Source organism: Myxococcus sp. RHSTA-1-4, assembly GCF_020037125.1.
Lineage (GTDB): Bacteria > Myxococcota > Myxococcia > Myxococcales > Myxococcaceae > Myxococcus.
The window spans coordinates 166455-191657 of record NZ_JAIQDG010000009.1 but is presented as its reverse complement, the minus strand read 5'-3'; the positions used below and the strand labels follow the sequence as shown (position 1 = coordinate 191657).

Sequence of the window (25203 nt, the reverse complement as noted above, 5' to 3'; positions counted from 1 at the left end):
ACTCAAGGCCTAGTAGCGAACCTTGACTTCACTGAAGAAGGACTGCGGGGGCGCTGGGAAGCCGTGCGACTCCTCGTACCGGGCGTTGAAGAGGTTGGAGCCCAGGAACGACACGGAGACGCCGTCGTAGACGTTGAAGCCCACGCGCGCGCTGGCGGTGACGTAGCTGGGGAGCTGCACCCGCGTGGTGGCCTGGCCCGTGGCCTCGTCCACCAGGAAGCCCGGGTCGTAGCGCGGGCCCACGAAGAGGGCGTACAGCTCCGCGAAGGCCACCTTGCCGATGTTGGTGCGCCCGCGCGCGTAGATGCGGTGGCCGGGCGCGTAGTCCAGCGGCGTCTCCGGCCCGTCGCCGTACGGAAGCGTCTTGGCGTCCAGGAACTGGTAGGCCACGTCGAAGGACGAGTCGATGGACGGAATCTGCGCGGCGGCCTCCAGCTCGAAGCCCCGCACGCGCGCGTCGCCCAGGTTCTTGAACTGGGAGACGGAGCCGAACACCAGCTCCTGATTGATGAAGTTCTTCGCCAGGTTGTAGAAGCCCGTGCCCGTCAGACGCACCTTCCGGTCGAAGGGCCAGAAGTCCACCGACGCCTCGAAGGTGTCCAGCGTCTCCGCGCGCAGGTCCGCGTTGCCTACCAGTGTGGCCGCGTACATCTGCTGGTTGATGGCCAGCTCCGCCAGCGTGGGCGCGCGGAAGGCGCGGCCGTAGTTGGTGCGCAGCGTGAGCAACTCCGGCACCGCGTGGAAGACGACGCTGGCGCGCGGCGAAAGCTGGTCCGTGCGCTGGGTCCAGACGCGCTCGGGAATCTGGTAGCGGTCGTAGCGGGCGCCCGCGCCGAACACCAGCCGGTTGAAGAGGCGGTACTCCGCGTCCACGAAGCCGCCGATGATGGTCTGCTTCGTGTCGTCCAGCGTCAGCTCCGGCAGGACGTTGGGCACGTTCACCTGGTCCAGCTTCACGTCGCCGCCGAAGGTGACGTTCAGGTCGCCCACGGACAGGAGCGCGCGAGCCTCGCCGCCCAGCCGCCGGCGCTTGCCCAGGGCGCGCTGCGGGTCGCCACCGAAGGCGTTCTCCATCAGCACGTCGCGGCGCTTGAAGAGGCCGTACGCCTGGCCGAACAGGCGCAGGTTCTCCGACACCTGTGTGTCCACCTGGGCGGAGGCGTTGAAGTTCTGCACCGACTCCGAGTCGTTGGGCGTGTAGTGGCAGCGGCCGCAGTTGCCCACGGTGGAGATGTTGGTGCCGCCCGGGCGGCCAATCTCCGCGTCCGTGAAGTCCGCGTCCAGCGCCAGCGGGCCCGCGCGCACCTTGCCGCTCACCTGGTGCACCAGTGAGTCCTGGTTGTCGTCCACCCGGCCCACGCGCGGGTCGTTGAAGAGCTGCGGCCCGTCCGAGCCGTAGCCGTAGTAGCCCAGCAGCGCCTCCACCGGGCCGCCGCGGCCGGCCACGTTGCCGTGCACGCGCCACGTCTGGTCCTGGCCCGCCAGCACCCGCGCCTCGGCGCCCACGTTCCGGCCCTTGGCGAGCAGGTCCGCCGGCTGGCGCTCGATGATGTTGATGACGCCGCTGAAGGCGTTGGAGCCGTACAGCGACGAGCCCGGGCCCCGGATGACCTCCACCTGCTTGAGGTTGACCAGCGGCGTCGTCTCGTCCGCGTAGAACTGGCCCGTCCACGGGTCCGTCAGCGGGCGGCCGTCCTTCAAGAGCAGCAGGCGGTTGGACAGGTAGTTGGAGCCCAGACCGCGCGCGCTCACCGCCGCCTTGCGCATGGAGCCCCGGCGGCACTCCATGCCGGGGAAGTACTGGATGGCCTCGCACAGCGAGAACTGGCCGGTGCCCTCCAGCTCCTCGGCGGGAATCCAGGACACCGTGAGGGGCACGTCGGCGATGCGCTGGTTGCGCTTGGACGCGGTGGTCACCACCGCCTCGCTCAGCACGCGGTTGATGGACTCCTCCACCATGTCTCCGCCCGCCAGGGGGTCCACGCCGGCCAGGCCCGAGGGAGGCGGCAGCGGCCGGTCCAGGGTGGGCTCCGCGAAGGGCGCGCTGATGGGCACGTTGGATGCCGGCGCGGGCGCCGGGGCGGCCACCGGGGACGGCGCGGGCAGCGTGCCGCTGGCGGGCACCGTCGTGGCCTCCACCGGCGTGGCCGTCGTCCCCACGGCCGGGGTGGCCATGGGCGAGCCCGGCGACGCCACGGGCAGCGGCTCCCCCATGGAGGGGGCCATCGGGGTGGGCGGCTCGGCCGCCACCGGCATCACCGGCTCGGTCGCGGTGAGCGGATCATCCGTGGCCGGCCCGCCCAGGACGGGAATCTCCGCGTCGGCCGGAGGCGTGGCCGGCTTGACGGCCGTCTTCTGGGCCTTGCGCGACTTGCCCTTCGGCTTCGAGGCGCGCGGCGTCGTGGCGCTCTTGGGGGCCACGCGCTTCTTCCTGCGCACCTTGGCCGGAGCCTCCGCCGCGGCGTCCTGGGCGCGGGCTTCGGTGCCGGCGAGGCCGGTGACGGCCAGCAGGCACAACATGAGGGACATGGACAGGGCCCGAACACCCCGGCGCCCTGGAAGAGCCTTCACCGCGCCTTTCCGCGGCTCACGGTACACAGTCGAGTGCATCGTTCTCACATCCGTGAATGGGGGACACCCACGGTCCTGTACGCACGCCCCGGGTTGGCGGGCCCGGCGTCGGGGTCATCGTCCTCTCGGACAAAGCACCACCCCTGAACGCTCGCGCCGTCGGACTTCAACCTACCGCAGAGCCACTGCTGGGCCAAGTCAGCGACTCTCATTCCCTGAAACTCAAGAAGTTGGCCGGGACCCGGTGGGTCCAGGTGCGCCCGGAGGCCTCAGTCATCGGGCTGTTCGGCGGAGACGGCGAGGTCCCCGGCGAAGGAAGGCAGGGCGGGGCCCAGCTCCTCGGAGCGCACCAGGACCTCGGCGTCCACGCGCAGGTCGGGGGGCTCGGCCAGCACGGGCTGGCGGCGTGGAGGGCCCTGGGTGACGAGCCTGCGGAAGTCCTCGAAGTCACGGTCCTGGACGCGGGCGAAGGCGTCGAAGGGGGGCACCGCGCCCACGGCCGCGAGCACCCCGGTGAGCACGTCCCCGCTGCCCCGCAGGTCCACCAGCACCGCGCCGGGAATGCGGCCGCTGCGGAAGAGGACGCGCACGTCCTTGTCCTTGGGCACGTGGGCGAGCGGGACGAGGGCGGCCTCCGCGCCCCGGGCCTCCAGCATCTTCAGGGCGGACTCCACGTTGGGCACGGGCGTCACCTTGAAGTGACGCTGCGCGTCCAGGTCACCGCCGAGCACGACGTGGGTGACGAACTTCGGGTCCGAGGGGCCCGCGCCCTTCACGAGCGCCAGGCGCTTGCCGGCCAGGTCCTTCACGGCGCCCTTCTGGGTGGAGACGATGGCCCAGCGCTGCTGCGTCTCGCCGGAGCGGGAGGCCCAGGCCACCGGCTTCGCGCGGTTGCCGAGCTGCACGGCGGCCCACGCATCCACCACGGCGAAGTCCAGCAGCCCCTCGGACACGGCGCGGGAGAAGTCCTCGTACCGGCCGAAGCTCTTGGCGGCCACGGGGCGGTCCAGCGCGTCGCCCAGCCTCGCGGCCAGCGCCTCCGCGTACTGGAAGCGCTCCTGGCCGTCCGCCAGGGTGGTGGCGAGGAAGACGCCCAGGGTGGCCTTCTTCGCGGCCGCGCCCGCGGGGGCGGCGGCCAGGGTACAGGCCAGCACGAGGCCGGCCAGGAGGAAGTGGTGTGCCTTCTTCATGGGGTCTCCTCCGCGGTGACGGCCGGCGCGCTGGTGGAAGGCTCCGCGAGGCCATGGAGGCTCTGCAGGCGCTCCTTCCACTCGCGCACCTGGGCCAGGCGCGGGCCGGCTCCGGCGGCGAGGTAGCGGCGCCAGGCGTCCACGGCCTCGGCGGGCTCGCGGCGGCGCTCCTGCGCGTCGATGCCGAGGTTGAGGGCGGCCACCGGCACGGCGGACTCCAGCTGGCGCCAGGTGTCCAGCGCGCTCGCCGCCCGGCCCTTGCGCCAGTCCACGCAGGCCAGGTTGTGCTGCACCAGCGCGTCCTCCGGGGCCTGGGCGAGCGCGGCCTTGAGGGCCTTCTCCGCCAGCTTCATGTTGCCGGCGGCGTATGCCAGCCCGGCCTCTCGCCGGTGGAGCGCGCCCGTCATGGCGGCCAGCCACTTCGGCTGCCCGGGCATGGGCTTCTTCGAGGCGGCGGCGAGCTGCTTGCGCGCCGCGGGCACCTGCCCCTTCTTGTAGAGGACGAAGGCCTCCGCGAGGGCGCGGGTGTTGGGCCAGGCCCAGCGCTGGGCGGGGGCGAGGGCGCGCTTGAGGGCGGCGCTCGCCTCCGCGTGGCGCCCCGCCTCCGCGCGCGCCAGGCCGCGGGTGAAGAGGGCCAGCTTCGCCAGGTCCGCGCGGCTGCCGGTGCCCAGCCGGTCCACCAGGTCCAAATCCCGGTCCGCGCCCTCGGCGTCGCCGGCCTCCAGGCGCGCCAGCGCGCGGCGCACCAGCACGCGTGGAAGGTTGGCGCCCGCCACCTGCGCGGCGGCCCGCGAGGGCCCCACCGCGGTGAGCCGCTGCACGGCGGCGTCCACCTGCCCCAGCTCCACCTCCGCCAGCGCGGCGCCCACGGACGTCTCGGCCTGCTCGTCCGGCTCCTCCGTCTGCGTCCCCGCGCGGGTGAAGGACTCCAGCGCCGCCTGCGCGTCGCCCGAGGCCAGCCGCGCGTAGCCCAGCAGCAGCCCCTCGCGCCAGGTGGCGCCGGGCAGCGTGACGCCCTGCTCCATCACCCTGCGGGCCTCGGGGAAGGCGCGCGTCTCCAGCAGCGCGGCGCCCAGCCGGCGGGCCATGAGGGCGGAGCGTTCCAAGTCGTACGCGCGGCGCAAATCCCGCACGGAGTCCTCCAGGCGCCCCGCCCCGGCCCTGTCGCGGGCGCGGTGGGCCAGTGCGCGGGCCAGCCACTGCTTCGCCCCGGGGTGCTCCGGCTCCACCTGCAAGGCGTTGGAGTAGTCCTCGATGGCCTGGTCCCACTGGCCGGTGGCGAAGTGGTCCGCGCCCAGCAGCACCCAGCCCAGGGCCTGCCGGGGGGCCATCTCCACCACGCGCCGGTGGACCTCCACCGCGCGCTGGAAGCGGCCCGCGCGCCGGTTGACGGAGCCCAGCGTGGCCCACAGCTCCAGGCTGTTGGCGCCGGAGCGCACCGCGGCCTCCAGGAACTGGATGGCCTCCTCGTGGCGTCCCTGCGCCTGCAGCGCCTTGCCCACCGCCATCTGCCCCAGCACGAGGCCCGGCTGGAGCTGCAGCACCTTGCGGTACTCCACCTCCGCGGCCGCCGCGCTCTTCTGCGCCAGCCGCACGTCACCCAGGAGCAGGTGCGCCGCGGGCGTGCTGCCCAGCTTCACCAGCGCCAGCGCCTGGGCCTCCGCCCGAGCCACGTCTCCGGCCGCGAGGTACAGCCGCGCCAGCTTCTCCCTCGGCTCGGCGGCCTGCGGGAAGCGCGTGGTGACGCCCTCCAGCAGCGTGCGCGCCTCCGGCACCCGGCCCTCCAGCTCCAGCACGCTGGCCAGGCCGAGCTGCACGGAGGGCGACTCCGGCCGCCCCGCCTGGGCCTGCTGGAAGGCCGCGCGCGCCGCGGCCACGTCCCGGCGCAGCACGTGCGCGCGGCCCAGCAGCTCGTGAATCTGGAAGTCGTTCTGCGCCAGCTTCGCGGGGCGCAGCGCCAGGTAGCGCAGCAGCCGCGTCACCGCCGCGTCGCCCTGCTGCGCGTAGAGGTAGTAGCTGGCGAGGTAGTAGTGGACGATGAGGTGCTCCGCCGCGTCCGCGGCCGCCACCTGCTCCATCAACGGCACCGCCTCGGGGAAGCGGCGCAGCTTGTAGAGGGCCACGCCCACCGGGTACGCCAGCGACAGCTCGCGCGGATTCGCCGCCAGCACGGGCCGCACCTTGTCCACCGTGCGCTGCCAGTCCTGGAGCCCGTTGGCCGCGGCGCCCACGCCGGCCGCGGCGGCGACGGAGCCCGGCTCCGTGGCGAGCGCCTGCTCGAAGAGGGCCAGGGCCTTGCGGTACTTCTCCTCGGCCTCCTTCTTGTCACCTTCGGCGGCGGCGGCGCTGGCGGCCACCTGGGCCGACTCACCCTCCTTCACCAGCCGCTGCGACTCGGACATGGGCGGAGGACGGTACTGCGCGAGCGCGGGAGGGCCGGCCAGCGAGGCCAGCAGCGCGAGCGCCGTGGCGAGACGGCGCGGCGGCGGAGTGCGGGGTGTGCGGCGCATGCGGGGTGGTTCCTGGGGAATCAGGCGACGGGGCTGAACTCGGCCACGACGACGGTGATGTCGTCGCGCTGCGGCTGGCCGGCGCTGTAGGCGCGCGCGTCCGCGAGCAGCGCGTCGCGCAGCGCCTCCGCGGACAGGTGGGCGTTGGCCTGCACGGCGGCGGCCAGGCGCTGGGTGCCATAGAGGCGTCCCGAGCCATCTCGGGACTCGGTGAGGCCGTCCGTGTACCAGACCACCACGTCCCCCGGGCGGAGCTGCGCCTGGCGCGAGGTGAACTGGGACGTCACGGACGCGCCCAGCAGCGGCCCGCGCGCCGGCAGCGAGGCCACCTGCCCGCTGTTCCGGTTGAACACGAGCGGGCTGGGGTGCGCGCCCGCCGCGTAGTCGATGTAGCCGTTGGACACGTCGATGACGGCCAGGGCGCTGGACATCTGGTGCTCGCCGCGCCCCACGTTGGCCAGGGTGACGTTGAGAGCCGTAATCAACATCTGCGCGTTGACCTGCGAGGGCTCGCGCAGCGTCATGGCGGAGGCGAAGCCGCTGGTGGCGCTGGTGGCCACCAGCGAGGTGGACAGGCCGTGGCCCGTCACGTCGCCGATGCCGATGACCACCCGCCGCTCGTCCAGCCCGGCGCGGAACCACCAGTCACCGCCGCACGCGTCCGCGGTGACGACGAGGCCGGCGATGCGCACCGGGCCCACCTGCACCGCGTCGCGGCCGGGCAGCAGCGTCTCCTGCACCGTGCGCGCGAGCGACACCTCGCGCTCGAGCTGCGCCTTGGCGCGCACGTCGTCCAGCAGCACCTTGATGCGCTCGGCCATGTGGTTGAACACCACGCCCAGCGTCGCCACCTCGCGGCCGGCACCCCGGGCGGTGCCGGCACGGGCGCCCAGGTCTCCCGCCGCCAGCTGCATCACCTTGCCGGTGAGCATGCCCAGCGGCCGGGTGATTCTCCGGCTCTGGAACGCGGCGATGACACCCGCCAGTACCACGAAGCCCAGCCCCAGCCCCAGCATGCGGACCGTGTTGGAGCGCACCGTGGCGCGCTTGTCCTGCTCCAGCACCTCGAGCTGCTTCTGGAGCGCGCCCAGCGAGTAGCTGAGGACGACCAGGCCCTTGCCGCTGCTGGAGCCGTAGTCGATGGGCTCCTGAATCTCGAAGACGGGCTGGTTCTGGTAGAAGGCCTCCACCAGCCGCCGCTCCACCGTCCTCGCGGTGGCGGGCTCGGGCGCGGGCTCCTTCTTCGCGTCCGGCGCGCTGTCCGCCATCCGCACCCCGTCCGGGTCGAAAATCTGCACGCGGAGGATGTTGGGATTGGACTTGACGACGGAGCCCGCCACCTCCTCAAGAAAGGCGTAGTTGTTGTCGCGCAGGTTGGTGGCGGAGGTGAGTGCAATCGTCTGCCCCACCGTCCTGCCCAGCTCGCGGGCCTGCTCCTGGATGCGCTCCGTGGAGCGGCGGGCCGTCTCCTCGAACTGGGCCTGGGTGGAGGCGACGGACAGCGCGGCCAGCAGGCCGACGATGAGCACCACCAGCGCGATGGTGGTGAGCAGCAGGAGCTGGTCCAACCGGGGCCCCTTGATGGCGGCCACGTTGGGAAGCTCGCCGGCCTCCAGTGGGGCGATGAGGGTGCTGGTGGCCTCCGCCTGCCCCAGGCCCAGGGGGCCCGTCAGCCGCGTGGCCGTGACGTCGCGAGTGCCCGTGGCGGTGACCTCCCGGGTGCCCGTCCGCTCGGCGGGAGGGGGGGCGGAGTCCGGTTCGTCTTCGGGCGCGGGTTTCAGACGCGTGTTCGTGCTGGACAAGGGCACACCCAAGGGGTCGCGACGAGCGCGATGTGATGAGGGAGCAGGGGGGCGTGGACTCTATCGCACTTCTCCTGCTTCGCGAGGACCCCCACCCCGGCCGCTCCGGGTGGCCGCGACTGCGCCGCGCGGAAAACCGCAGTGTCACTTCACGTCCGGTATGAAGCGCTCCCCTCCCCCTTCACCGGGCGTCCTCGGAGGGCGCCGGTTAGCATTGAAGGCGCATGCGGCCCCACTTCCACGTGGCCGGCTTCCCGGTCCGCGTCCACCCGCTCTTCTTCCTCATCTCCCTTGCCACCGGCTGGGCGCTGCGGGACGAGCCCGCGCGGCTGGCGCTGTGGGTGGGCATCGTCTTCGTCTCCGTGCTCCTCCACGAGCTGGGCCATGCGCTGGCCTTCCGCCGCTTCGGCCGCACCGCCGCCATCGAGCTGCACGGAATGGGCGGCACCACCACGAGCGGGGCGGAGGAGGAGCTCACGCACAGGCACTCCGCGTGGGTGAGCTTCGCCGGGCCGGGCATGGGGTTCCTGCTCGGAGGACTCGTCTGGGCGCTGTCGAGCCTCACGCCCCTGGGGCAGCAGGGAGGACTGGCGGGCTTCGCGGCGAGGCAGCTCCTGTGGGTCAACGTTGGCTGGGGGCTCTTCAACCTGCTGCCCATGCAGCCGCTGGACGGAGGCCACCTGCTGGCCTCGATGGTGCGCGCCCGGAGCGGCTACCGGTACGAGCGCGTGCTGCATGGCATCGGCATCGCCACGGCGCTGGGTGTGCTGGGCCTGTCCATCTGGTGGGGCCAGGTGTGGATGGGCCTGCTGGCGATGCTGTTCGGGGTGATGAACCTCGAGCAGCTCCTCCGGCTGCCGAGGGAGTTCCGCTTCCAGCGCGCGGCCGCCCCGCCCCGGCGCCGCCGCGCTCCACGACGCGGGCCGGAGGCCGGCTCCGTCTCCGTGGAGCGCCTGCTGGGGGAGCTGAGGAGTGCTCCCCGCGCCGGGCCTCCGGATGGGACGGCGGCCGGGACGCATCGCGCTCCCGCGTCGCTGAAGGTACCGGACGCGGACGCGCCCGAGGGGCCACCCGACCCGGTGCTGGTGGGCGAGATGTTCCTGGAAGGCGGACTGGCGGCGCTGGCGGTGCGTCCGCTCCAGCAGGCCTTCGCGGCGTCGCCCTCGGCGCGGACCGGCCACGCGCTCGTCCTGGCGCTGCTGGAGGCCGGGCGCTTCAGGGAGCTGGAGTCGCTGCTGGCGGGCCCCCACGCGGCGCGCCTGTCCGGCGACACGCTGCTCCTCCTCTCCGAACGGGCCGGAAGGTCCGGCCATGACGCGCTGGCCTCGAGGGCCGCCGCACTGCGCGATGACCGGCCGCGGCAATGACGGACAGTGCGCGCACGGCCGCGCGGGCGGCGACGCGCCGAGTCACTTTCTGACTTGGATGAGCACCGCTGATTGCCGCGCCGCGCCAGGAGATGCCTTCCGCCCGACGGCCCGCCAGGAGGGCCATCAGCATCCTTGAGCGGAGGGGGCGCATCCGGGTTATAGGGGCGTCCCCTCCAGATAGAGGAAGCCCGCGCGTGTCCCGACCCCGTCTCATCAAAGAAGCGTCCGCGCCGCTCCAGCTCGAGAAGGAGCTGCTGCTTCGCATCCACGACCTCATGGTCAAAACGCGCGTCCTCGAGGAGCGCCTCATCCAGATGTACAAGCAGGGCCATGGGTACTTCTGGATTGGCGGCCCCGGCGAGGAGGCGTTCAACGTCCCCCTGGGCCTGCTGATGAAGAAGGGCCAGGGCCCCGCGTACGACTACCTGCACGCCCACTACCGCCAGTCCGGCACCATGCTGGCGCTAGGCGAGGAGCCCATCGGCGCGCTCCGGCAGATGAAGAACACGGCCACGGACCCGTACTCGGGCGGCCGCAACTTCGCGGGCCACTTCTCGCTGCGGAAGTACAACGTGGCGCCCGTCTCCTCGCCCATCGAGGTGCAGTACGCCATCGCTCCGGGCACGGCCATGGTGCAGAAGCGCCACGGCGGTGACGGCATCACCATCGTCACCGGCGGCGACGCCGGCACGGCCGAGGGTGATTTCGCCTCGTGCCTGGTGTGGAGCAGCCGCCCCGCCAACCCGCTGCCCATCCTCATCATCGTCACCAACAACAAGTGGGGCATCTCCACGTCGGCGGAGGGCCAGCACGGCGAGCAGCGCATCAGCGACCGCGCCAAGGCCTTCGGCATCCAGGCGAAGACCATCAACGGGAACGACCCCATCGAGGCCTACACCGAGCTGAAGGAGGCCATGGAGTACGTGCGCAAGGAGCGCAAGCCGTACTTCATCGAGGCCCTGGTGTCGCGCCTGTACGGGCACTCCTCCGCCTCCGGCGCCAACTTCGTGGGCGACGAGGTGGACTGCCTCAAGCAGTTCGAGGCGCGCCTGGCGCAGGACGGCCTGCTCACCCGGCAGCAGATGGACGACCTGCGCAACCGCTACACCGAGGACATGGCCGCCGCCGCCCGCCAGGCGCGCGACGAGCCCCAGCCGGACCCCGATTCCATCTGGAAGCACATCTACGCGGAGGACAAGTAACCCATGGCCAACATGGCACAGGCCATCCGGATGGCCCTCCACTACGCCGAGGAGAACCTCGGCGTGACGGACATCTTCGGCGAGGACGTAGGCATGCCGCTGGGCGGCGTCTTCACCTGCACGCAGGGCCTGAAGACGACGTGGAACTCCCCGCTCGACGAGCGCGGCATCATCGGCGCGGCCATGGGCATCGCCATGGGCGGCGGCCGTCCCGTCGCGGAGATTCAGTTCTGCGACTACGTCTACAACACCATCGACCTGCTCAAGCTGGCGGGCAACACCTGCTGGTCCAGCAACGGCGACTGGAACCTGCCCATGGTGGTGCGCACGCCGGTGGGCAGCGGCATCCGCGGGTCCATCTACCACTCGCACTCGTTCGACGCGACGATGACCCACATCCCCGGCTGGAAGGTGGTCATGCCCTCCACGCCGCTGGACGCGTACGGGCTGCTCATCACCGCCTGCAAGGAGCAGAACCCGGTGATGTTCCTCGAGCCCAAGGCGCTCCTGCGCGTCAAGGGCGAGGAGCGCATCCCCGGCGAGCCGGACGATGACCGCGCGCTGTCGAAGATGATTGACGCGCCGCTGGGCGACCGCTCGCAGTGGAAGCCGCAGTGGCCCACGCTGCAGGAGTACGCGGTGCCCTTCGGCAAGGGCAAGCTCGTGCGCGAGGGCTCGCAGGTGACGGTGGTCAGCTACGGCCGCACCCTGCCCCTGTGCGCGAAGGCCGCCGCGGCGCTCGCGGACGAGGGCCTCAGCGCGGAGGTCATCGACCTGCGCTCGCTGTGGCCCTATGACTGGGAGCTCATCAAGCAGTCCGTCCAGAAGACGGGCCGCGTCCTCTACGTCAACGAGGACACCGAGGTGACGAACTTCGGCGAGCACCTGGTGCGCCGCACCGTCGAGGAGCTCTTCTACTCGCTGCTGGCGCCGCCGCGGCTGCTGGCCGGCAAGTTCGTCCCCGGCATCGGCCTCGCGGACAGCCTGGAGATGGCGTCGGTGCCCCAGCAGAACGACATCACCGCCGCCATCCGCTCGCTCGCGGCCGAGCAGCCGTAAGCGCCGCACCCACAAACACCCCGCCCGCCGGGGCCCGGGCCGCCGTTCCTCTTTGAAGGTTCGGCGGCCCTTTCGTTAGAATCCCAACCGCCTTGTCACAGCCAATCGTACGCACCGTCACTCCCTCCGCAGGCGCTGAAGCACCCGCCTTCCGTATCCGCCGTGCCCGCCGGGGCGACGCCGAGGCCATGGCGTTGCTCCTGCGCGAGCTGGGCTATCCCCAGGGCACGGACCAGCAGACGGTCCACTGGGTCGTCAGCCATCCGGAGATTGAAATCTTCGTCGCCGGGGACCCGCAGGACCGTCCCGTGGGGATGATTTCCTTCTCCCACCGGCCGCAGCTCCGCCTGCGTGGGCGCGTGGCCACCGTGGATGAGCTGGTGGTGACGGAGACGTGGCGGCGGCGCGGCGTGGGCCGGGCGCTCATCAAGCAGATTCTGGAGCGCTGCAAGGTGCTGAGCGTCAAGCAGCTCCAGCTCGTCTCGCCCATGGCCAGCACGCCCGAGACGCGCAGCTTCTACGCCGCCTGCGGCTTCTCCGAGATTGACTCGGGGGTGTTCCGCCACCTGGAGACGGAAGACCGGCGCTAGGCGCGCCACGGCCCCCGTCCTCCGGGGGCCCTACCGCTTGAAGCTGTCCACCACGCGCTGGAGCCGGGCGCGGTCGTCGTCGCTCATGTCCGTGAAGCGCACGCCGATGGCCTCCGCCTCGTCGCGCACCCAGGCGATGACGCCGTTGAGGTGGAATTCCTGGCCTTCAATCACCATGGACAGGCGCACCTGTGCGCCCACGTCGTAGGCCTTGCGCGTGCGCAGGCACAGCCCGCCCGCGGAGATGTTGAGGGAGTACGCGCGCAGCGCCCGCGCCGCGTCCTGCGTCTGTGCGAAGCGAACCTCGAACCTCGCGGCCACGCGCTCGTCGGTCCGACGGTTCGCGAATGCGCTGGGGTCCACGCCTGCCATCTCATCCACCGCCTTGGTTGTCATGCGCACCCGCTACCCCCTTCGACGCGACTGGCGATACCCCTGACGCTCCACAGCCACCCCCACCAGGTAACGCGCCGGGCCAACCCGGGGGAGTCGGGTGTCCTGCAAGTGTCGGCTGCTTTCCAGGCCCGATTCAAGGGGGCCCCTGTATCGGATTCTCTCGGCTAAGTCCCTGTGTACTTCGATTCAGGAGCTTGGGATGCGTGCCCGCCTGGTGGTGTTGACTGGAACCCTCGCCCTGGCGCTCTGGGCGGCGGGGTGTGATGACGACGGAGAGGGCCCGGGGCCCACCCCCATGGAGGACTCCGGGGTGCCATCGGACCCGGATGGCGGGAGGATTCGGGAGGATGGAGGGAGAGGAGGCTCCGGCTCGGACTTCGCCTGCAACGTGGCGAGGCAGGAGGGCTGCGACGCGGGGCAGAGCTGCCACTTCGCGGACCTGGAGGACGGGGGCACGGGCAGCCGCTGCTTCGCGGCGGAGTGCGATGTGGTGCGCCAGGACTGCACGGAGGGGCAGCGGTGCACCTACGTGGGCCAGGGGGAGGCCATGCGGCGCGGGTGCGTGGAGCCGGGGACGGCGGCCGAGGGCGCGCCGTGCACGCTGGCCCCCAACGACGCCGGCCTCGCCTACGACACGTGCGGGCAGGGCCTGTTCTGCAAGGACGAGCCGGTGGACGGCGGCGCGGGCTTCTTCTGCCGGCGGCTGTGCCACGCCACGCCCCAGTGCGGGGACGCGGGCGAGTGCAACACGGTGCTGCGGCTGGAGGGCACGGTGGAGTTGCCGCTGGTGTGCGGCCCGCCGTCACGGCAGTGCGACCCGTTCGGCGCGGACTGCACGGCGCCGCTGAGCTGCTACCCGTCCACGTCCGGCCCGGTGTGCGCGGGCAGCGGCACCCGGCGAGAGGGCGAGGCGTGCGACTTCAGCAACCAGTGCGCGCCGGGGAGCGCCTGTGTGAACACGGGCAGCGGGCTCACCTGCCGCCCGTTGTGCCGGCCCGGCGGGACGCCCGCGTGCGCCACCGGCACCTGCCGCGCGCTGGATGGCAACCCCGGCGTGGGCGCCTGCGTGCCGTGAGCGGCGCGTCCCCTCCCCCGGCCTGCCTGCTCCCCCCCGGAGCGAAGCCGCTCGGATGGCTGGGAGCCGGGCCCGCACACGGGGCTTGATTCTCGGGGGCTCCTCCGGTTTGGGGAGGGGTCCATGCAAGCCGTACGAATCCTGCTCCTCGCGACGCTGGCACTCGCGGGGCGCGCCTCCGCCGCCCCCGTCATCCAGGTGCCCGAGGGGGGGCGGCCCGTCGAGGTCGTGTCGAGGGGCGTCGTGTGCGGGCCGCTGCGAGGCGGCTGGTCGCTGGGCGCCGACGGGCGTTCCGTCCAGCCTCCCGCGAAGGCGGACGAGGGCGAGCGGCGGCTGGACCTCACGGTGGCCGAGAGCGCCGGCCTGTGCGACACGAGCGAGCTCACCGTCACGGTGATTGCCACCGGTGCCTTCCCCCGCATCGACGCCGCGGCCACCACCTTCTACCCGGATGACGGGCGCGTCGAGCTCAAGGGGACGAACCTCCTGAACGTGTCCATCGCCTGGTCCGGCGCGCCGCGCGGAGCGCCGCGGCGTGGCCCCCCGGATGGCCAGGACGTCTGCCTGACGCCCTCCTCGGGCAAGGGGCCCGCGGACTGCGCCGTGCCGGTGGCGCCGGGCCTGCCCACGGACGCGGCGCTCTACTGGGTTCCGCCTCACGGCAGGTGGGGCCCGGACGTCACCACCTATGACGCCAACGGCGACGTGGTGGACCCGGAGACCCAGCGGCTGCGCCCCGGCCGCGTCATCCTCACCCAGCCGCTCGTCCTCTCCAGCGGCATCGACGTGTCGAAGGGCCCCGGCTCCGTGGCGGTCAGCCACCCCGAGGCGATTGCCACCGCCGACTGCGGGCTGGCGCGCTGCGAGGTCGGGGAAGGCGCCCTCCTCGTGCGCAACGTGCCCGGCGTGGACGCCACCATTCCCCTGCGCCTGCGGCTGACGCCCCGCGTGCTGTTCGCCCGGGGCGAGGCCCTGGAGAACACGGTCTCCGCGACGCTGTCCGTCCTGGCCTGCCCCCTCACGGCCATGGAGGGCACGGTGCTGCGCGATGCGGAGAACTCGGGACTGGTGGTGCGGTTGGACCCCGTCTGCGCGCATGACCCGCGCGCCCTCAGCTGGACGGTCAACAACCAGCGCGTCCGCGTGGAGCGCGTGGTGAAGACGGCGGAGGGCACCCACGTGCTGCTGCGCACGGGCGGAACGTCCGACCCGCAGGTCACCATCACCGCGATGACGTCGCGGCACGAGGGGACGGTGGTGGCCTCGGAGACGGCGAAGACGGTGCCGGTGCCCGTTCCCCGCGCCGTGCTCGAGCTGCCCGGCCACGGCCCCATCGACTTCGTCCCCACCAACCGCCCCGCGGAGGCCCGGGTGGCGTCCGCGGCGGGGCCGGGACGCTTCGTGTTCCACTCGCGCGCGGGCGCGTACGGCGTCACCACGCGGGACGCCACCGTCCTTGTCCAGGGCGAGTCCACCGCGGGCGGCTTCGTGGCGCTCCGCTTCGGCTACCAGCTGCCGACGCTTCCCGGCGAGCTCGCCACCGTGGACCTGACCCACGTCGACGAGCGCGTCCAGCGCCTGGTGCGCGAGGCCAGCGTGCCCGCCCGCGTCGACTCCCTGTTCGAGTTCGTCTGCGCGGACAAGGACGGCAAGGACCAGACGCTGGAGCCGAGCAGGCCCCACCGGCTCTCCTACGAGATGCGCAACACGTGCCGCGTCATCGTGCACCGCGAGCGCCTGACGCCCGAGGAGGGCAACCAGGAGGTCCAGCTCCGCATCAGCGTCACCCGGCCGGACGGCTCCGCGCGCGGGGAGAGCCACGTCGACCAGCGCATGTTCCTGCGTCCGAGGGGAGACCAGCGCGTCATCCCCATCCCGGGCAACCTGGGACAGTACGACCGCATCCTCATCCAGGTCTCCCATGTGGCGGACGAGGCCCGCTACGCGCTGAGCACGACGGACCGCACGGGCCTGCCTTCCGCGCAGTGGACGGCCACCGTCAAGGGGGGCCTCTTCCGGCTCTACACGACGGCGGCCATTCCCGCGGGCCTCTACCGCGCCACGGAGCCGACGGGGCAGCTCGCCATCAACTTCGGAGTCCTGTCCCGGCTGGCCCTGCTGAACGACGAGGGGCAGGAGCGGCTGCTGGGAATCGAGCTCGGGTTGATGGGCATGGGGCTCGTCCCGCAGTCGGGCGACATCCAGTTCCCGCCCACCCTGGCGGTCGTCGCGGGCCTGGGCCTGCGCGTCCCCATCGGCCCCGGGGCCGCCGTGGGCGCCAACGCCTGGGTGGCGCGCGAGTTCCGGGGCGACATCCAGCGCAAGACGAACGGCGACCCCAACGTCAACCCGGTCGTCCCCTCCAGCCGCTGGTCCTTCGTCTTCGGGCCGAGCATCTCCGTCGGAAACGTGGGCTTCAATCTCTGACGGTTTTCGACGTCAGGGGCGGGGGTTTATCTACGATGCACTCCCATGCTCCTCGACCTCGGAATGTTGGTGATTGGCATCGTCCTCCTCTACTTCGGGGCGGAGTGGCTCGTGCAGGGCTCCGCCGGCCTCGCGCGCTCCATGGGGGTGCGGCCGCTGGTGGTGGGGTTGACGGTGGTGGCCTATGGCACGTCGGCGCCGGAGCTCGTGGTGTCGCTGCTGGCCTCCCTGGAGGGCCGGAGCGCCATCGCGCTGGGCAACGTCGTGGGCTCCAACATCGCCAACATCGGCGCCATCCTGGGTGTCACCGCGCTCATCTCCCCGCCCCGCGTCGAGCCCACCCTCATCCGGCGTGAGCTGCCCGTCCTCGTGGCCAGCGCGCTGCTCGTCCCCCTCTTCCTGCTGGATGGCGGCATCTCGCGGCTGGAGGGCGTCATCCTGCTCGTGGGCGCGGCGGGCTTCACGCTGCTCACGCTGCGCCTGGCCAGGGAGATTCCCGTCAGCGCGCCCGAGCTGCGGGCCGAGATGCGCGAGGAGGTCCAGGAGGAGGCGGCGACGGGCTCACGTCCGAAGCTCGCCGGCCTCTCCGTCATGGGACTGGTGGGGCTGGTGGCGGGCGGCAAGCTGTTCGTCGACGGCGCCAGTGCGCTGGCGCTGGCGCTCGGCATGAGTGAGCGGGTGGTGGGGCTCACCATCGTCGCGGTGGGCACCTCGCTGCCGGAGATGGCGGCCTCGGTGGTGGCCGCGCTCCGGGGCCACTCCGCCATCGCCATTGGCAACGTCATCGGCTCCAACATCTTCAACGTCCTGCTCATCCTCGGAGGCGCCTCGGTGGCCAACCCCATCGCGGGCTCCCTGAGCGACCTCCGCCTGGACATGGGCGTCTTCATGGGCTTCACCCTGGCGGCGGTCCTCTTCATGCGGGGAGCGCGGCACGTCAGCCGCCTGGAGGGAGGACTGCTGGCCGGCGCCTACGCGGCGTTCCTCGGGGTCATCGCGCTCACGTAGCACCGTCCCCTCCTCGCCCTGCGGGCGGCCGGGCAGGCGCTTCCGCCAGGGGGCCGCTCCCACCGCCACCGGCTCGTCACGACGGGCCGGTGTGCGCATCCTCAAGCGCCGGGAGGGAGCGGGGATGCGACTGTGGCGGGCGTGGCTCGGGGTCCTGGTGTGCGCGGGGAGTGCACTGCTGGCGTGCGCGGACACCGCCAGTGGAGAACTCCCGGCGGAGGCACCTCCTCCGGAGACGAGCGCGCCTGCCCCGGTGGAGGCCAGCGCCCCGGACGCACCGCTGGAGGTGGCGCCGGCGCTGGTGTTGAACGATGAACGCCGGGTGAGGCCCACGCCGCCCCCTCCGCCCAGGCAGTCCTTCCAACCCGGCTTCCACCAGGCGCTGCGCTGGTCTCACGACGTGGGGGGCGTGGTGACGTTCCGCCTGCGCGTGCCGGTGGCGCGCGAGGGCGGGCGCATCCGCGTGACGTTCCGCTCGGGAGACGGGACGCTGACGCTGCGGCGGGCCACCGTGGCGAAGGCGGGCACCAATGGCGCGCTGGCCTCGACGCCGGTGCCGCTCACCTTCGGCGGGAAGGAGGGCTTCTCCACGAGTCCCCGCACGCGCGTGACGTCGGACCCGGTGAACTTCCCGGTGTCGTTCCTCGACGACCTGGCCATCAGCTTCGAGGTGAGCGGCGCGCTGGGAGTGAGCGCCATCGATGCCTTCCCGGGCAGCTACGCCCGTGCGGGGGCCTACGCGGCGGTGCCCGGCGCCATCGGAGGCCAGCCCTTCGAGCGCTCGGTGGGCGTGGCGACGGTGGACGTGGAGGGGCCCACGGGGAGGGCCTTCGTGGCGCTCGGGGACAGCATCACCGAGGGCTACATGGACACGAAGAACGACACGCGGAGCGCGTGGCCGTCGCTGGTGGCGTCACGACTCGAGGTGCCGGTGGTGAACGCGGGCGTGAGCGGACAGGGCTTCTACGACGCGCTGGAGCTGCTGGACGGCGAGGTGCTGGCGCTGGAGGGCATCACCGACTGCCTCGTGCTGCTGGGCACCAATGACCTGGGATTGGACGGAGCGCTGGCGCAGCTCCAGGCCCGGATGCTGCGGATGGTGGCGCGGCTGCGGCCCTTCTGCCGGGTGTGGGTGAGCACGCTGTTGCCCAAGGAGAAGTCGAACCACGGCGCCTACACCCTGGTGAAGACGCAGCGGGTGTCGTTCAACGAGTGGCTGCGCCAGGGCGCCACCGGAACGGACGTCATCGACCTGGAGGCTGTGACGCGCCAGCCGGACAACACGCACCTCTTCCTCGAAGGGCTGGTGGCGGACGGCATCCACCCCAGCGCCGAGGGCCACGAGGTGATGGCCACGGAGGTGGTGCGCGTCCTGCGGGAGCGGGGCGGGCTGTAGCTCCGCCGTCACGCCGGGCGCGGGCCCAAAACGCCGTGCAGCACGAGCAGCTCGGCGAGCCCCGGCGGCGCCAGAATCCAGTCATCCCCGGTGGGCACCCAGCGCACCGGCGCGCCCGCGCCCTCCAGCCGCGTGTTCACCTGCCTGAGCAGCGGCTCGAAGGTGATGCCGGGTGCTTCCCGGCTCCCCTCTCCCGCCACCACCTCGACACCGCCGGGCTGCACGGCGAAGGCGGCGCGCCCCTGGACGGGCTGCACCTGGAAACCCGGCAGGTACGGCTGCATCGCCGCCTCCAGCCGCTCCAGGAGCGTGGCGTCCTCGTAGGGGTGGTCCACCTCCCAGTCGAAGAAGGTGGGGAGCTGCGAGAGCAGCTCCAGCGTCAGCGGGTCCTCCCGGCTGTCACGCCAGTGGTGCTCGGCCAGGTCGAAGGCGGTGGCGGGGATGCGCAGCTCCCACCGCTCCAGCTTCGCGAGCAGCTCCGCCATCCGCTCCACGAGGTCCTCGGGAGGCTGCGCGCGGGACTGCCACGCCACCTCGGACACGGACTGGCCGCGCCGCAGGCCCGTCACGCGGTCGCCCACGCGGAGCTGCATCTGGGGCTCTCCGGACTCTTCGTCCGGGTAGAGCGGTGCGTGGAAGGGGCCCCCGCCGCCGTCCGGGCGCAGCAGCGCGAAGCCGTGCTTGGGGTTGATCTCCACGACGTCGAACGTGTCCCTGGGCATCCCATCCTCCTCGCGGCCCGCCACGGCCAGCCTACCCCGTGTTGCGCATGCCGGCGGCGATGCCGTTGAGCGTGAGGAGCAGCGGCCGGTCGCACTCGGTCTGTCCCTCGCGCTTGCGCATGAGCAGCTCCACCTGCAGGAAGGACATCGGGTCCACGTAGGGGTTGCGCAGGGCGATGCTGCGCTGGAGCCGCGGGTTGTGGTCCAGCAGCTTCAGCTCGCCCGTCAGCGCCTTCACCTGCTTGCGCGTGCGCCGGTGCTCCTGCTGGATGCGCCGCCACAGCGGCCGCGTGGAGCGGGGCGCCAGCTTCGCGTAGCGGCTGGCGATGGCCATGTCCGACTTGGCCAGCACCATGGTGACGTTGTCGATGACGGAGCGGAAGAAGGGCCACTCCCGGTACATGCGCTTCAGCCGCTCCGCCCCACCCGGCTCCAGCGAGTACGCCTCCAGGGCCGAGCCCACTCCGTACCAGCCGGGGAGGATGGCCCGGTTCTGCGTCCAGGCGAACACCCACGGAATCGCGCGCAGCGTCTCCAGTCCCCCCGCCTTGCGCTTGCTGGGGCGCGAGCCGATGGGCAGCGACGCGATTTCCTCCACCGGCGTCGCCGCGGTGAACAGCTCCAGGAAGCGCGGGTCCTCCCAGACGAGCGCGCGGTACTCGCGCCGTCCCGTCTCCGCCAGCGTGTCGAACACGGCGCGGAAGGTGCTCTCGTCCTCGGGCGGCGGGCGCGGCTGCGCGTCCAGCGTGTGCAGCAGCACGCCGCCGAGGATTAGCTCCAGCGTGCGCCGCGCCAGCTCCGGGCGCGCGTACTTGTGGTCCAGCGCCTCGCCCTGCTCCGTGGCCTTGTAGCCACCCGCCACCGCGCCCGGAGGCAGCGCGAGGATGGCCTCCTGCGCCGGGCCTCCGCCGCGGGCCACGGACTCACCGCGGCCGTGGAACAGGCGCAGCGGCACCCCGGCCTCGCGCGCCGTCTCCGTGAGCGTCACCTGCGCGCGCTGGAGCGCCGCGCTCGCCGCCAGGAGTCCCACCTCCTTGCCGGAGTCGCTGTAGCCCACCATCACCTCCTGCACGCCCCGCGCATCCAGGTGCCGACGGTACTCCGGATGGGCGAAGAGCTCGCGCAGCACATCCGGCCCCGCGTCCAGCGCCCCGAGCTGCTCGAACAGGGGCACCACGTCCACGGTGGCGCAGCCGCGCGTCGCGTCCCACAGGCCCGCGTGCTTCACGCAGCGGAAGGCCGCGAGCACGTCCTCCGACGTGCTGGCCATGCTGAGGATGAGGGTGCGGCACGCCGGCTCGCCCGACTCGGCCTGTGCCTCCTTCAGTCGCGCCAGCACCGCGAGCAGCCGCGCCCCACCCTCCGACGGCGGAGGCCCCCCATCCAGAGAGGCCGCCGCGCTCACCGCGTCTTCGGCCGGCACGCGGGCCTCCAGCTCCACCAGGGACAGGCCCAGCGCGCACACCTGCTCCCGCATCCGGCGCAGCCGCCGCAGTCCCGCGTGGGCGCCCTTCGCCTCCTCCAGCGAGCGCGCCAGCAGGTCCATATCTCCCAGCAACGCCTCCGGTGTCCGGTAGGCTCCGGCCGGCATCTCCAGCGGCTCTCCGGCCCGCTGCGCCGTCACGTACCGCAGGGCGCGCTGAAGGCGCTCCTCCATGAAGCGCATCTTCCGGCGCCACGGCTCACCGGTGGTGCGAGGGCCCTGGCGGCGCTCCACCTCGGGCAGCTCCGCCGCGTCGCGGGCCAGGGATTCCTCCAGCTCCGGCGACGGCCGTGCGTGCCGCTCCGACTGGGAGAGCCTGCCACCCAGCTCCTCCAGGTCTCTCAGCAGCCGCCTGAGGCCACGGGCGCGGTGCGCGCGCAGCGTGTCCGCGAACACCTCCGGCGTCACCAGCGGGTTGCCGTCCATGTCCCCGCCCACCCAGGAGTGCACGCGCACCGGCGTGCCCACCGGCCCGAGCGGCTCGCCATAGGCGTGCTCGAAGGCCCACTCCAGCAGCTCCGGGGTGAGGGAGAGCTGCTCCGCGAGCACCTCCTCCACGTACCAGAGGACGTTCTTCACCTCGTCGCCCACGGTGGGACGCTCGCGGCGCAGCTCGTCCGTCTGCCAGAGGGTGGTGATTTCCTCTCGGAGGGACTCCAGGTTGTCGGCGGACTCCCGGGGCGTCAGCTGGCAGCGGTCCCGGTCCTCCAGCAGGCTGGAGATGCGGTAGAGCTTCTCCAGCAGCGTGCGGCGCACGGCCTGCGTGGGGTGCGCGGTGAGCGTGAGTGTCACCCGCATGTGGCGCAGGGCCTCACGCACGCGCTGGGGCGGTACTCCGGAGGCCTTGAGCGACAGCAGCGTGGCCTCCAGTGAGCCGCGCTGCGGACGGGCGGAAGCCGAGGCCGCGTGGGTGCGCGCGCGGCGGATGCGGTGGTGCTGCTCCGCGATGTTGACGAGCTGGAAGTAGACGGAGAAGGCGCGCAGCACGGGCTCGGCCCGCTCCATGGGCAGACGCTGGAGCACCTCTCCCAGCTCCGCCGCCGCGGCTCGCCGCCCCGCCACCGGCCCGCGCCGGCGCTGGATGGCCAGGCGCCTCACCTCTTCCTCCAGGTCGTAGAGCGCCTTCCCTTCCTGCTCGACGAGCACCTCCCCGAGGAGCCTGCCGAGCAGGCGGACGTCACGACGGAGGGGCTGTTCCAGGGCACGTGGTCGGGCCATACGCCTTCAACCGTAACGCCGCACCACATCTCCGGCCCGGCCATTCACGCGGCATTCGCCCGGCACCGGACGATGTGTGCGCCCATGCGCCGGCCCCGTGTCTCCGGAGCCACACGGAGGCCCGGTCCGGGCCTTGCACAACACCCCGCCCGTGAGCCGCGCACGAGTCCGCGGCGGGGAGCCCGAGGCATGTGGACGACACGGTTTGGGAAGGTGACGCTGCTGTGTGGCTGGCTGGCCGCGCCCCTGGCACTGGCCCAGGAGGAGGTCCCCTACACGGAGGGCGCGCCCCACGAGATGGCCGAGCTGGTGGGCACCGTGGACGAGTCCCAGTTCTTCATGGAGGACCCCGAGGCCACGGACGCGCCGCTGCTCCGCTACGCCGAGCCCCTCTCCTGCCCCGCCGTGCCGGGAGGCCGGGTGTGGGTGGCGGACACGGAGGAGTGCGGCGGCTCCGAGTGCGTCCGCAAGACGACGGTGTGGATTGGCTCGTGGACCATCGAGGACGCGGAGCTGGAGGTCCGCTGCGAGACGGACCGCGTCGTCTTCGCCACCCGGGAGTGGCAGTGGGTGCTGGAGCCCGGCGCCACGGGCGCGCTGGACGTGGCGGAGGCGACGCCGGCTACATCCCCACCCGGCGAAGGATGAGGATGGGGCCGTCGTCCAGCTTCCTGTCCCGCAGGTCAATCTCGCAGTCGAGCATCCAGTCCCCGTGTCCCTCGGGGTCCATGATGCGCTGCTGGACCTCCCAGAGCCGCGTCCCGGCCTCCTTGAGGAAGGTGTTGGCGGGCCTGCGCGCCTGGGGCGTGAGCACCACCACCTTGTGCTCCTCGAAGTACGGCACCATGGCCTGCTCCAGCTTGGGCGCGGTCCACTCGCCCAGTGGGTTGTCCAGCATGGCCAGCGCGTCCATGTAGCGCTTCTGCCCCAGCGCCCTGAGCAGCCGATGCAGCTCCTCGCGTACGCGGGCGGCGAAGGCCTTCGGGTCGTCGGTGAGCTCCTTCGGCTTGAGCTCCACCACCGGCTTCGCGGCGATGGCCACGTCCGGGTTCTTCATCCGCTCCCACTCGTCCAGGAGGCTGGAGTCCACCTGCCGCAGCGTGGCGCGCAGGTGGTCGCAGAAGTCCTCCACCTCCTCCGTGCGGAAGCGCTCGGGCACCGTCTGCACCAGCGTCTTGTAGACGTCATTCACATAGCGCAGCAGCACGCCCTCGCTGCGCTGCAGGCCGTACTCGCGCACGTAGTCGTGGAAGGACATGAAGCGCTCGAACATGTCCCGCACCACGGACTTGGGGCGGATGTTCTCCTCGGCCACCCACGGGTGCTTCTGCGCGAACTTGTTGAAGGTGCCGTAGATGAAGTCGCGGTTGGGCTTGGGCCACTCCAGCTTCTCCAGCTCCTCCATCCGGTCGTCGTACTCCATGCCCTGCGCCTTCAGCTCGTTGACCTTCTCGCCCTTGAGCTGGTTGAGCTGCGCGTAGAGCACCACGTCCGGGTTCTCCAGAATCGACTCCACCAGCGTCACCACGTCCAGCGCGTACGTGTCCGTGGTGGGGTCCAGGAGCTCCAGCGTCTCCAGCAGGTACAGCGACAGCGTGTGGTTGAGGCTGAAGTCGTGCTGCAGCTCGCCCGCGACCTTCACGTGGGCGCCGGAGCCATTCTGGCCGCGCACCACCTCGACGATGCCCGCGCCCACCAGCGTGCGGAAGTCCCGGGCCGCTTCCTTCAGGTGCCGGCGCTTCAGGAAGTCCGAGTCGTGGCACCGCTGGATGAGCTGCACCAGCCGGCGGTAGCCGCCGCGGCCCGCCGTCTCGTGCTCGCTCTGGAGGAGGTTGAGAATCATGCCGTGCGACACCGCGAAGCGGGACTCCAGCGGCTCGGGCATGCCGTTCTGGAGCCGCTCGAAGGTGTTGCGGTCGTACTGGACGAAGCCCTTCTGCGGCGGCTTGGCCTTGGGGGCCTTCTTCTTGCCCGCGGCCTCCTTCGCCGCCTGCTTGATGTTCTCGATGACGTACTCGGGGGCCTGGGCCACCACGCTGCCCTGGGTGTCGAAGCCCTTGCGGCCCGCGCGGCCGGCAATCTGCTTGAAGTCGCGCACGCTCAGGGTGGTCAGCTTCTCGCCGTTGAACTTGAAGAGCTGGGTGAAGAGCACGGTGCGGATGGGGATGTTGACGCCCACGCCCAGCGTGTCCGTGCCGCTGATGACCTTGAGGTGGCCGCCCTGCGCCAGCTTCTCCACCAGCAGCCGGTACTTGGGCAGCAGGCCCGCGTGGTGCATGCCGATGCCGTGGCGGAGGAAGCGCTGGAACTCCTTGCCGTAGGGCGTGTCGAAGGGCGCGTCCATCAGCGCCAGGCGGATGGCCTCCTTCTCCTCCTTGGTGGAGAAGTCCACGCTCATGAGGTTCTGCGCCTGCTCGGCGGCGGCGCGCTGGGAGAAGTTGACCAGGTAGATGGGGTACTTCCCGCGCGCGATGAGGTCTTCAATCGTCTCGTGCAGGGGCGTCTCGCGGTAGTCGAAGTCCAGCGGCACGGGGCGCTGGTCGCTGCGCACGGTGGCCACCTCGCGGCTGGAGAGCTTCTGCAGGCTCTCCTCGATGACGTGCGTGGGGCCGAGCGTGGCGGACATCAGCAGGAACGTGGTGTCCGGCAGGGCAATCAGCGGGAGCTGCCACGCCACCCCGCGCTCCCTGTCGGAGTAGTAGTGGAACTCGTCCATGACGACGTAGTCCACGCGGGTGCCCGCGTCGCGCAGCGCGAGGTTGGCGAGGATTTCCGCCGTGCAGCAGATGATGCGCGCGTTGCGGTTGATGCTGGCGTCGCCGGTGAGCATGCCCACGTTCTCGGCGCCGAAGGCGTCGCAGAGGGCGAAGAACTTCTCGTTCACCAGGGCCTTGATGGGGCAGGTGTAGAAGGAGACCTTGCCCTCGGCCATGGCCTTGAAGTGGAGGGCGGTGGCCACCAGCGACTTGCCGGAGCCCGTGGGCGTCTTGAGGAACAGGTGCTTGCCCGCCAGCAGCTCCAGGATGGCTTCCTCCTGGGCCGGGTAGAGGCTCAGCCCGTTCGTCGCCACGTAGCCGACGAAGCGATTGAGGATCTCATCCGCGTCCAGGGGAGGCTCTCCCGGCTTGGGGAGCAGGGCGGCGAGCGGCGCTTGGTTTTCAGAGGTGGCCATCACACGGCAGAC

17 protein-coding genes are annotated in these 25203 nt (G+C 71.9%); 9 read left to right on the top strand and 8 right to left on the bottom strand.

Features of this window, described 5'->3' with window-relative positions; all coding sequences use genetic code 11:
* Positions 1-9: 9 nt before the first annotated feature.
* The 4 genes from K8638_RS15190 to K8638_RS15175 form a co-directional block, all read right to left on the bottom strand.
* A complete protein-coding gene (locus K8638_RS15190; RefSeq protein WP_223755236.1) occupies positions 10-2529 on the bottom strand; it encodes a TonB-dependent siderophore receptor in 2520 nt (839 codons plus the stop codon).
* Between the two features lie 311 nt (positions 2530-2840).
* The gene (locus tag K8638_RS15185; RefSeq protein WP_223755235.1) at positions 2841-3761 is read right to left on the bottom strand and encodes a PhnD/SsuA/transferrin family substrate-binding protein; all 921 of its coding nucleotides are present in this window, start codon (positions 3759-3761) and stop codon (positions 2841-2843) included.
* The gene (locus tag K8638_RS15180) at positions 3758-6271 is read right to left on the bottom strand and encodes a tetratricopeptide repeat protein (RefSeq protein WP_223755234.1); all 2514 of its coding nucleotides are present in this window, start codon (positions 6269-6271) and stop codon (positions 3758-3760) included. The genes K8638_RS15185 and K8638_RS15180 overlap by 4 nt, the downstream gene beginning before the upstream one ends.
* 20 nt (positions 6272-6291) lie before the next feature.
* The gene (locus K8638_RS15175) at positions 6292-8073 is read right to left on the bottom strand and encodes a PP2C family protein-serine/threonine phosphatase (RefSeq protein ID WP_223755233.1); all 1782 of its coding nucleotides are present in this window, start codon (positions 8071-8073) and stop codon (positions 6292-6294) included.
* A gap of 224 nt (positions 8074-8297) precedes the next feature.
* Between K8638_RS15175 and K8638_RS15170 the strand changes: the two genes are divergently transcribed.
* The 4 genes from K8638_RS15170 (at position 8298) to K8638_RS15155 (ending at position 12294) form a co-directional block, all read left to right on the top strand.
* Positions 8298-9440: a M50 family metallopeptidase gene (locus K8638_RS15170; RefSeq protein WP_223755232.1), complete on the top strand. Its 1143-nt coding sequence runs from the start codon at positions 8298-8300 to the stop codon at positions 9438-9440.
* Between the two features lie 197 nt (positions 9441-9637).
* Positions 9638-10645: a thiamine pyrophosphate-dependent dehydrogenase E1 component subunit alpha gene (locus K8638_RS15165; RefSeq protein WP_223755231.1), complete on the top strand. Its 1008-nt coding sequence runs from the start codon at positions 9638-9640 to the stop codon at positions 10643-10645.
* A 3-nt stretch (positions 10646-10648) separates the two neighbouring features.
* Positions 10649-11704 carry an alpha-ketoacid dehydrogenase subunit beta gene (locus K8638_RS15160; RefSeq protein WP_223755230.1) on the top strand — a complete coding sequence of 352 codons (1056 nt, stop codon included), beginning with the start codon at positions 10649-10651 and terminating at the stop codon, positions 11702-11704.
* Between the two features lie 188 nt (positions 11705-11892).
* Entirely contained in the window at positions 11893-12294 is a 402-nt protein-coding gene (locus K8638_RS15155; protein WP_223755229.1) for a GNAT family N-acetyltransferase, read from the top strand.
* A gap of 30 nt (positions 12295-12324) precedes the next feature.
* On the opposite strand, the gene K8638_RS15150 is transcribed toward K8638_RS15155, so the two are convergent.
* Positions 12325-12690 carry a TIGR02266 family protein gene (locus K8638_RS15150; protein ID WP_223755228.1) on the bottom strand — a complete coding sequence of 122 codons (366 nt, stop codon included), beginning with the start codon at positions 12688-12690 and terminating at the stop codon, positions 12325-12327.
* 199 nt (positions 12691-12889) lie between these two features.
* Between K8638_RS15150 and K8638_RS15145 the strand changes: the two genes are divergently transcribed.
* From K8638_RS15145 to K8638_RS15130, 4 genes are all read left to right on the top strand, one after another.
* Positions 12890-13765 carry a hypothetical protein gene (locus tag K8638_RS15145; RefSeq protein WP_223755227.1) on the top strand — a complete coding sequence of 292 codons (876 nt, stop codon included), beginning with the start codon at positions 12890-12892 and terminating at the stop codon, positions 13763-13765.
* A 123-nt stretch (positions 13766-13888) separates the two neighbouring features.
* Positions 13889-16192 carry a hypothetical protein gene (locus K8638_RS15140; protein ID WP_223755226.1) on the top strand — a complete coding sequence of 768 codons (2304 nt, stop codon included), beginning with the start codon at positions 13889-13891 and terminating at the stop codon, positions 16190-16192.
* A 45-nt stretch (positions 16193-16237) separates the two neighbouring features.
* The gene (locus tag K8638_RS15135) at positions 16238-17200 is read left to right on the top strand and encodes a calcium/sodium antiporter (RefSeq protein ID WP_223755225.1); all 963 of its coding nucleotides are present in this window, start codon (positions 16238-16240) and stop codon (positions 17198-17200) included.
* A 124-nt stretch (positions 17201-17324) separates the two neighbouring features.
* Positions 17325-18596, top strand: a complete 1272-nt coding sequence (locus K8638_RS15130) for an SGNH/GDSL hydrolase family protein (RefSeq protein ID WP_223755224.1) — start codon at positions 17325-17327, stop codon at positions 18594-18596.
* Between the two features lie 8 nt (positions 18597-18604).
* On the opposite strand, the gene K8638_RS15125 is transcribed toward K8638_RS15130, so the two are convergent.
* Positions 18605-19318 carry a hypothetical protein gene (locus K8638_RS15125; RefSeq protein ID WP_223755223.1) on the bottom strand — a complete coding sequence of 238 codons (714 nt, stop codon included), beginning with the start codon at positions 19316-19318 and terminating at the stop codon, positions 18605-18607.
* A 31-nt stretch (positions 19319-19349) separates the two neighbouring features.
* Positions 19350-22019 (bottom strand): phosphoenolpyruvate carboxylase, encoded by a 2670-nt coding sequence (locus K8638_RS15120; RefSeq protein WP_223755222.1) that lies wholly within the window; start codon positions 22017-22019, stop codon positions 19350-19352.
* A 189-nt stretch (positions 22020-22208) separates the two neighbouring features.
* Here K8638_RS15120 and K8638_RS15115 point away from each other — a divergent pair, with 189 nt between their 5' ends.
* A complete protein-coding gene (locus tag K8638_RS15115; protein WP_223755221.1) occupies positions 22209-22667 on the top strand; it encodes a hypothetical protein in 459 nt (152 codons plus the stop codon).
* Here K8638_RS15115 and K8638_RS15110 read toward each other — a convergent pair.
* Complete coding sequence (locus K8638_RS15110) at positions 22642-25191, bottom strand: RNA helicase (RefSeq protein WP_223755220.1); 2550 nt, start codon at positions 25189-25191, stop codon at positions 22642-22644. The genes K8638_RS15115 and K8638_RS15110 overlap by 26 nt on opposite strands.
* Positions 25192-25203: the final 12 nt, after the last annotated feature.

Bases quoted from the DNA above. Each gene is read 5' to 3' on its own strand.
- K8638_RS15115 (WP_223755221.1), top strand. From the start codon at position 22,209: ATGTGGACGACACGGTTTGGGAAGGTGACGCTGCTGTGTGGCTGGCTG.
- K8638_RS15190 (WP_223755236.1), bottom strand. From the start codon at position 2,529: ATGTCCCTCATGTTGTGCCTGCTGGCCGTCACCGGCCTCGCCGGCACC.
- K8638_RS15155 (WP_223755229.1), top strand. From the start codon at position 11,893: ATGGCGTTGCTCCTGCGCGAGCTGGGCTATCCCCAGGGCACGGACCAG.
- K8638_RS15120 (WP_223755222.1), bottom strand. From the start codon at position 22,019: ATGGCCCGACCACGTGCCCTGGAACAGCCCCTCCGTCGTGACGTCCGC.
- K8638_RS15130 (WP_223755224.1), top strand. From the start codon at position 17,325: ATGCGACTGTGGCGGGCGTGGCTCGGGGTCCTGGTGTGCGCGGGGAGT.
- K8638_RS15180 (WP_223755234.1), bottom strand. From the start codon at position 6,271: ATGCGCCGCACACCCCGCACTCCGCCGCCGCGCCGTCTCGCCACGGCG.
- K8638_RS15150 (WP_223755228.1), bottom strand. From the start codon at position 12,690: ATGACAACCAAGGCGGTGGATGAGATGGCAGGCGTGGACCCCAGCGCA.
- K8638_RS15140 (WP_223755226.1), top strand. From the start codon at position 13,889: ATGCAAGCCGTACGAATCCTGCTCCTCGCGACGCTGGCACTCGCGGGG.
- K8638_RS15185 (WP_223755235.1), bottom strand. From the start codon at position 3,761: ATGAAGAAGGCACACCACTTCCTCCTGGCCGGCCTCGTGCTGGCCTGT.
- K8638_RS15110 (WP_223755220.1), bottom strand. From the start codon at position 25,191: ATGGCCACCTCTGAAAACCAAGCGCCGCTCGCCGCCCTGCTCCCCAAG.
- K8638_RS15160 (WP_223755230.1), top strand. From the start codon at position 10,649: ATGGCCAACATGGCACAGGCCATCCGGATGGCCCTCCACTACGCCGAG.
- K8638_RS15170 (WP_223755232.1), top strand. From the start codon at position 8,298: ATGCGGCCCCACTTCCACGTGGCCGGCTTCCCGGTCCGCGTCCACCCG.
- K8638_RS15125 (WP_223755223.1), bottom strand. From the start codon at position 19,318: ATGCCCAGGGACACGTTCGACGTCGTGGAGATCAACCCCAAGCACGGC.
- K8638_RS15145 (WP_223755227.1), top strand. From the start codon at position 12,890: ATGCGTGCCCGCCTGGTGGTGTTGACTGGAACCCTCGCCCTGGCGCTC.
- K8638_RS15135 (WP_223755225.1), top strand. From the start codon at position 16,238: ATGCTCCTCGACCTCGGAATGTTGGTGATTGGCATCGTCCTCCTCTAC.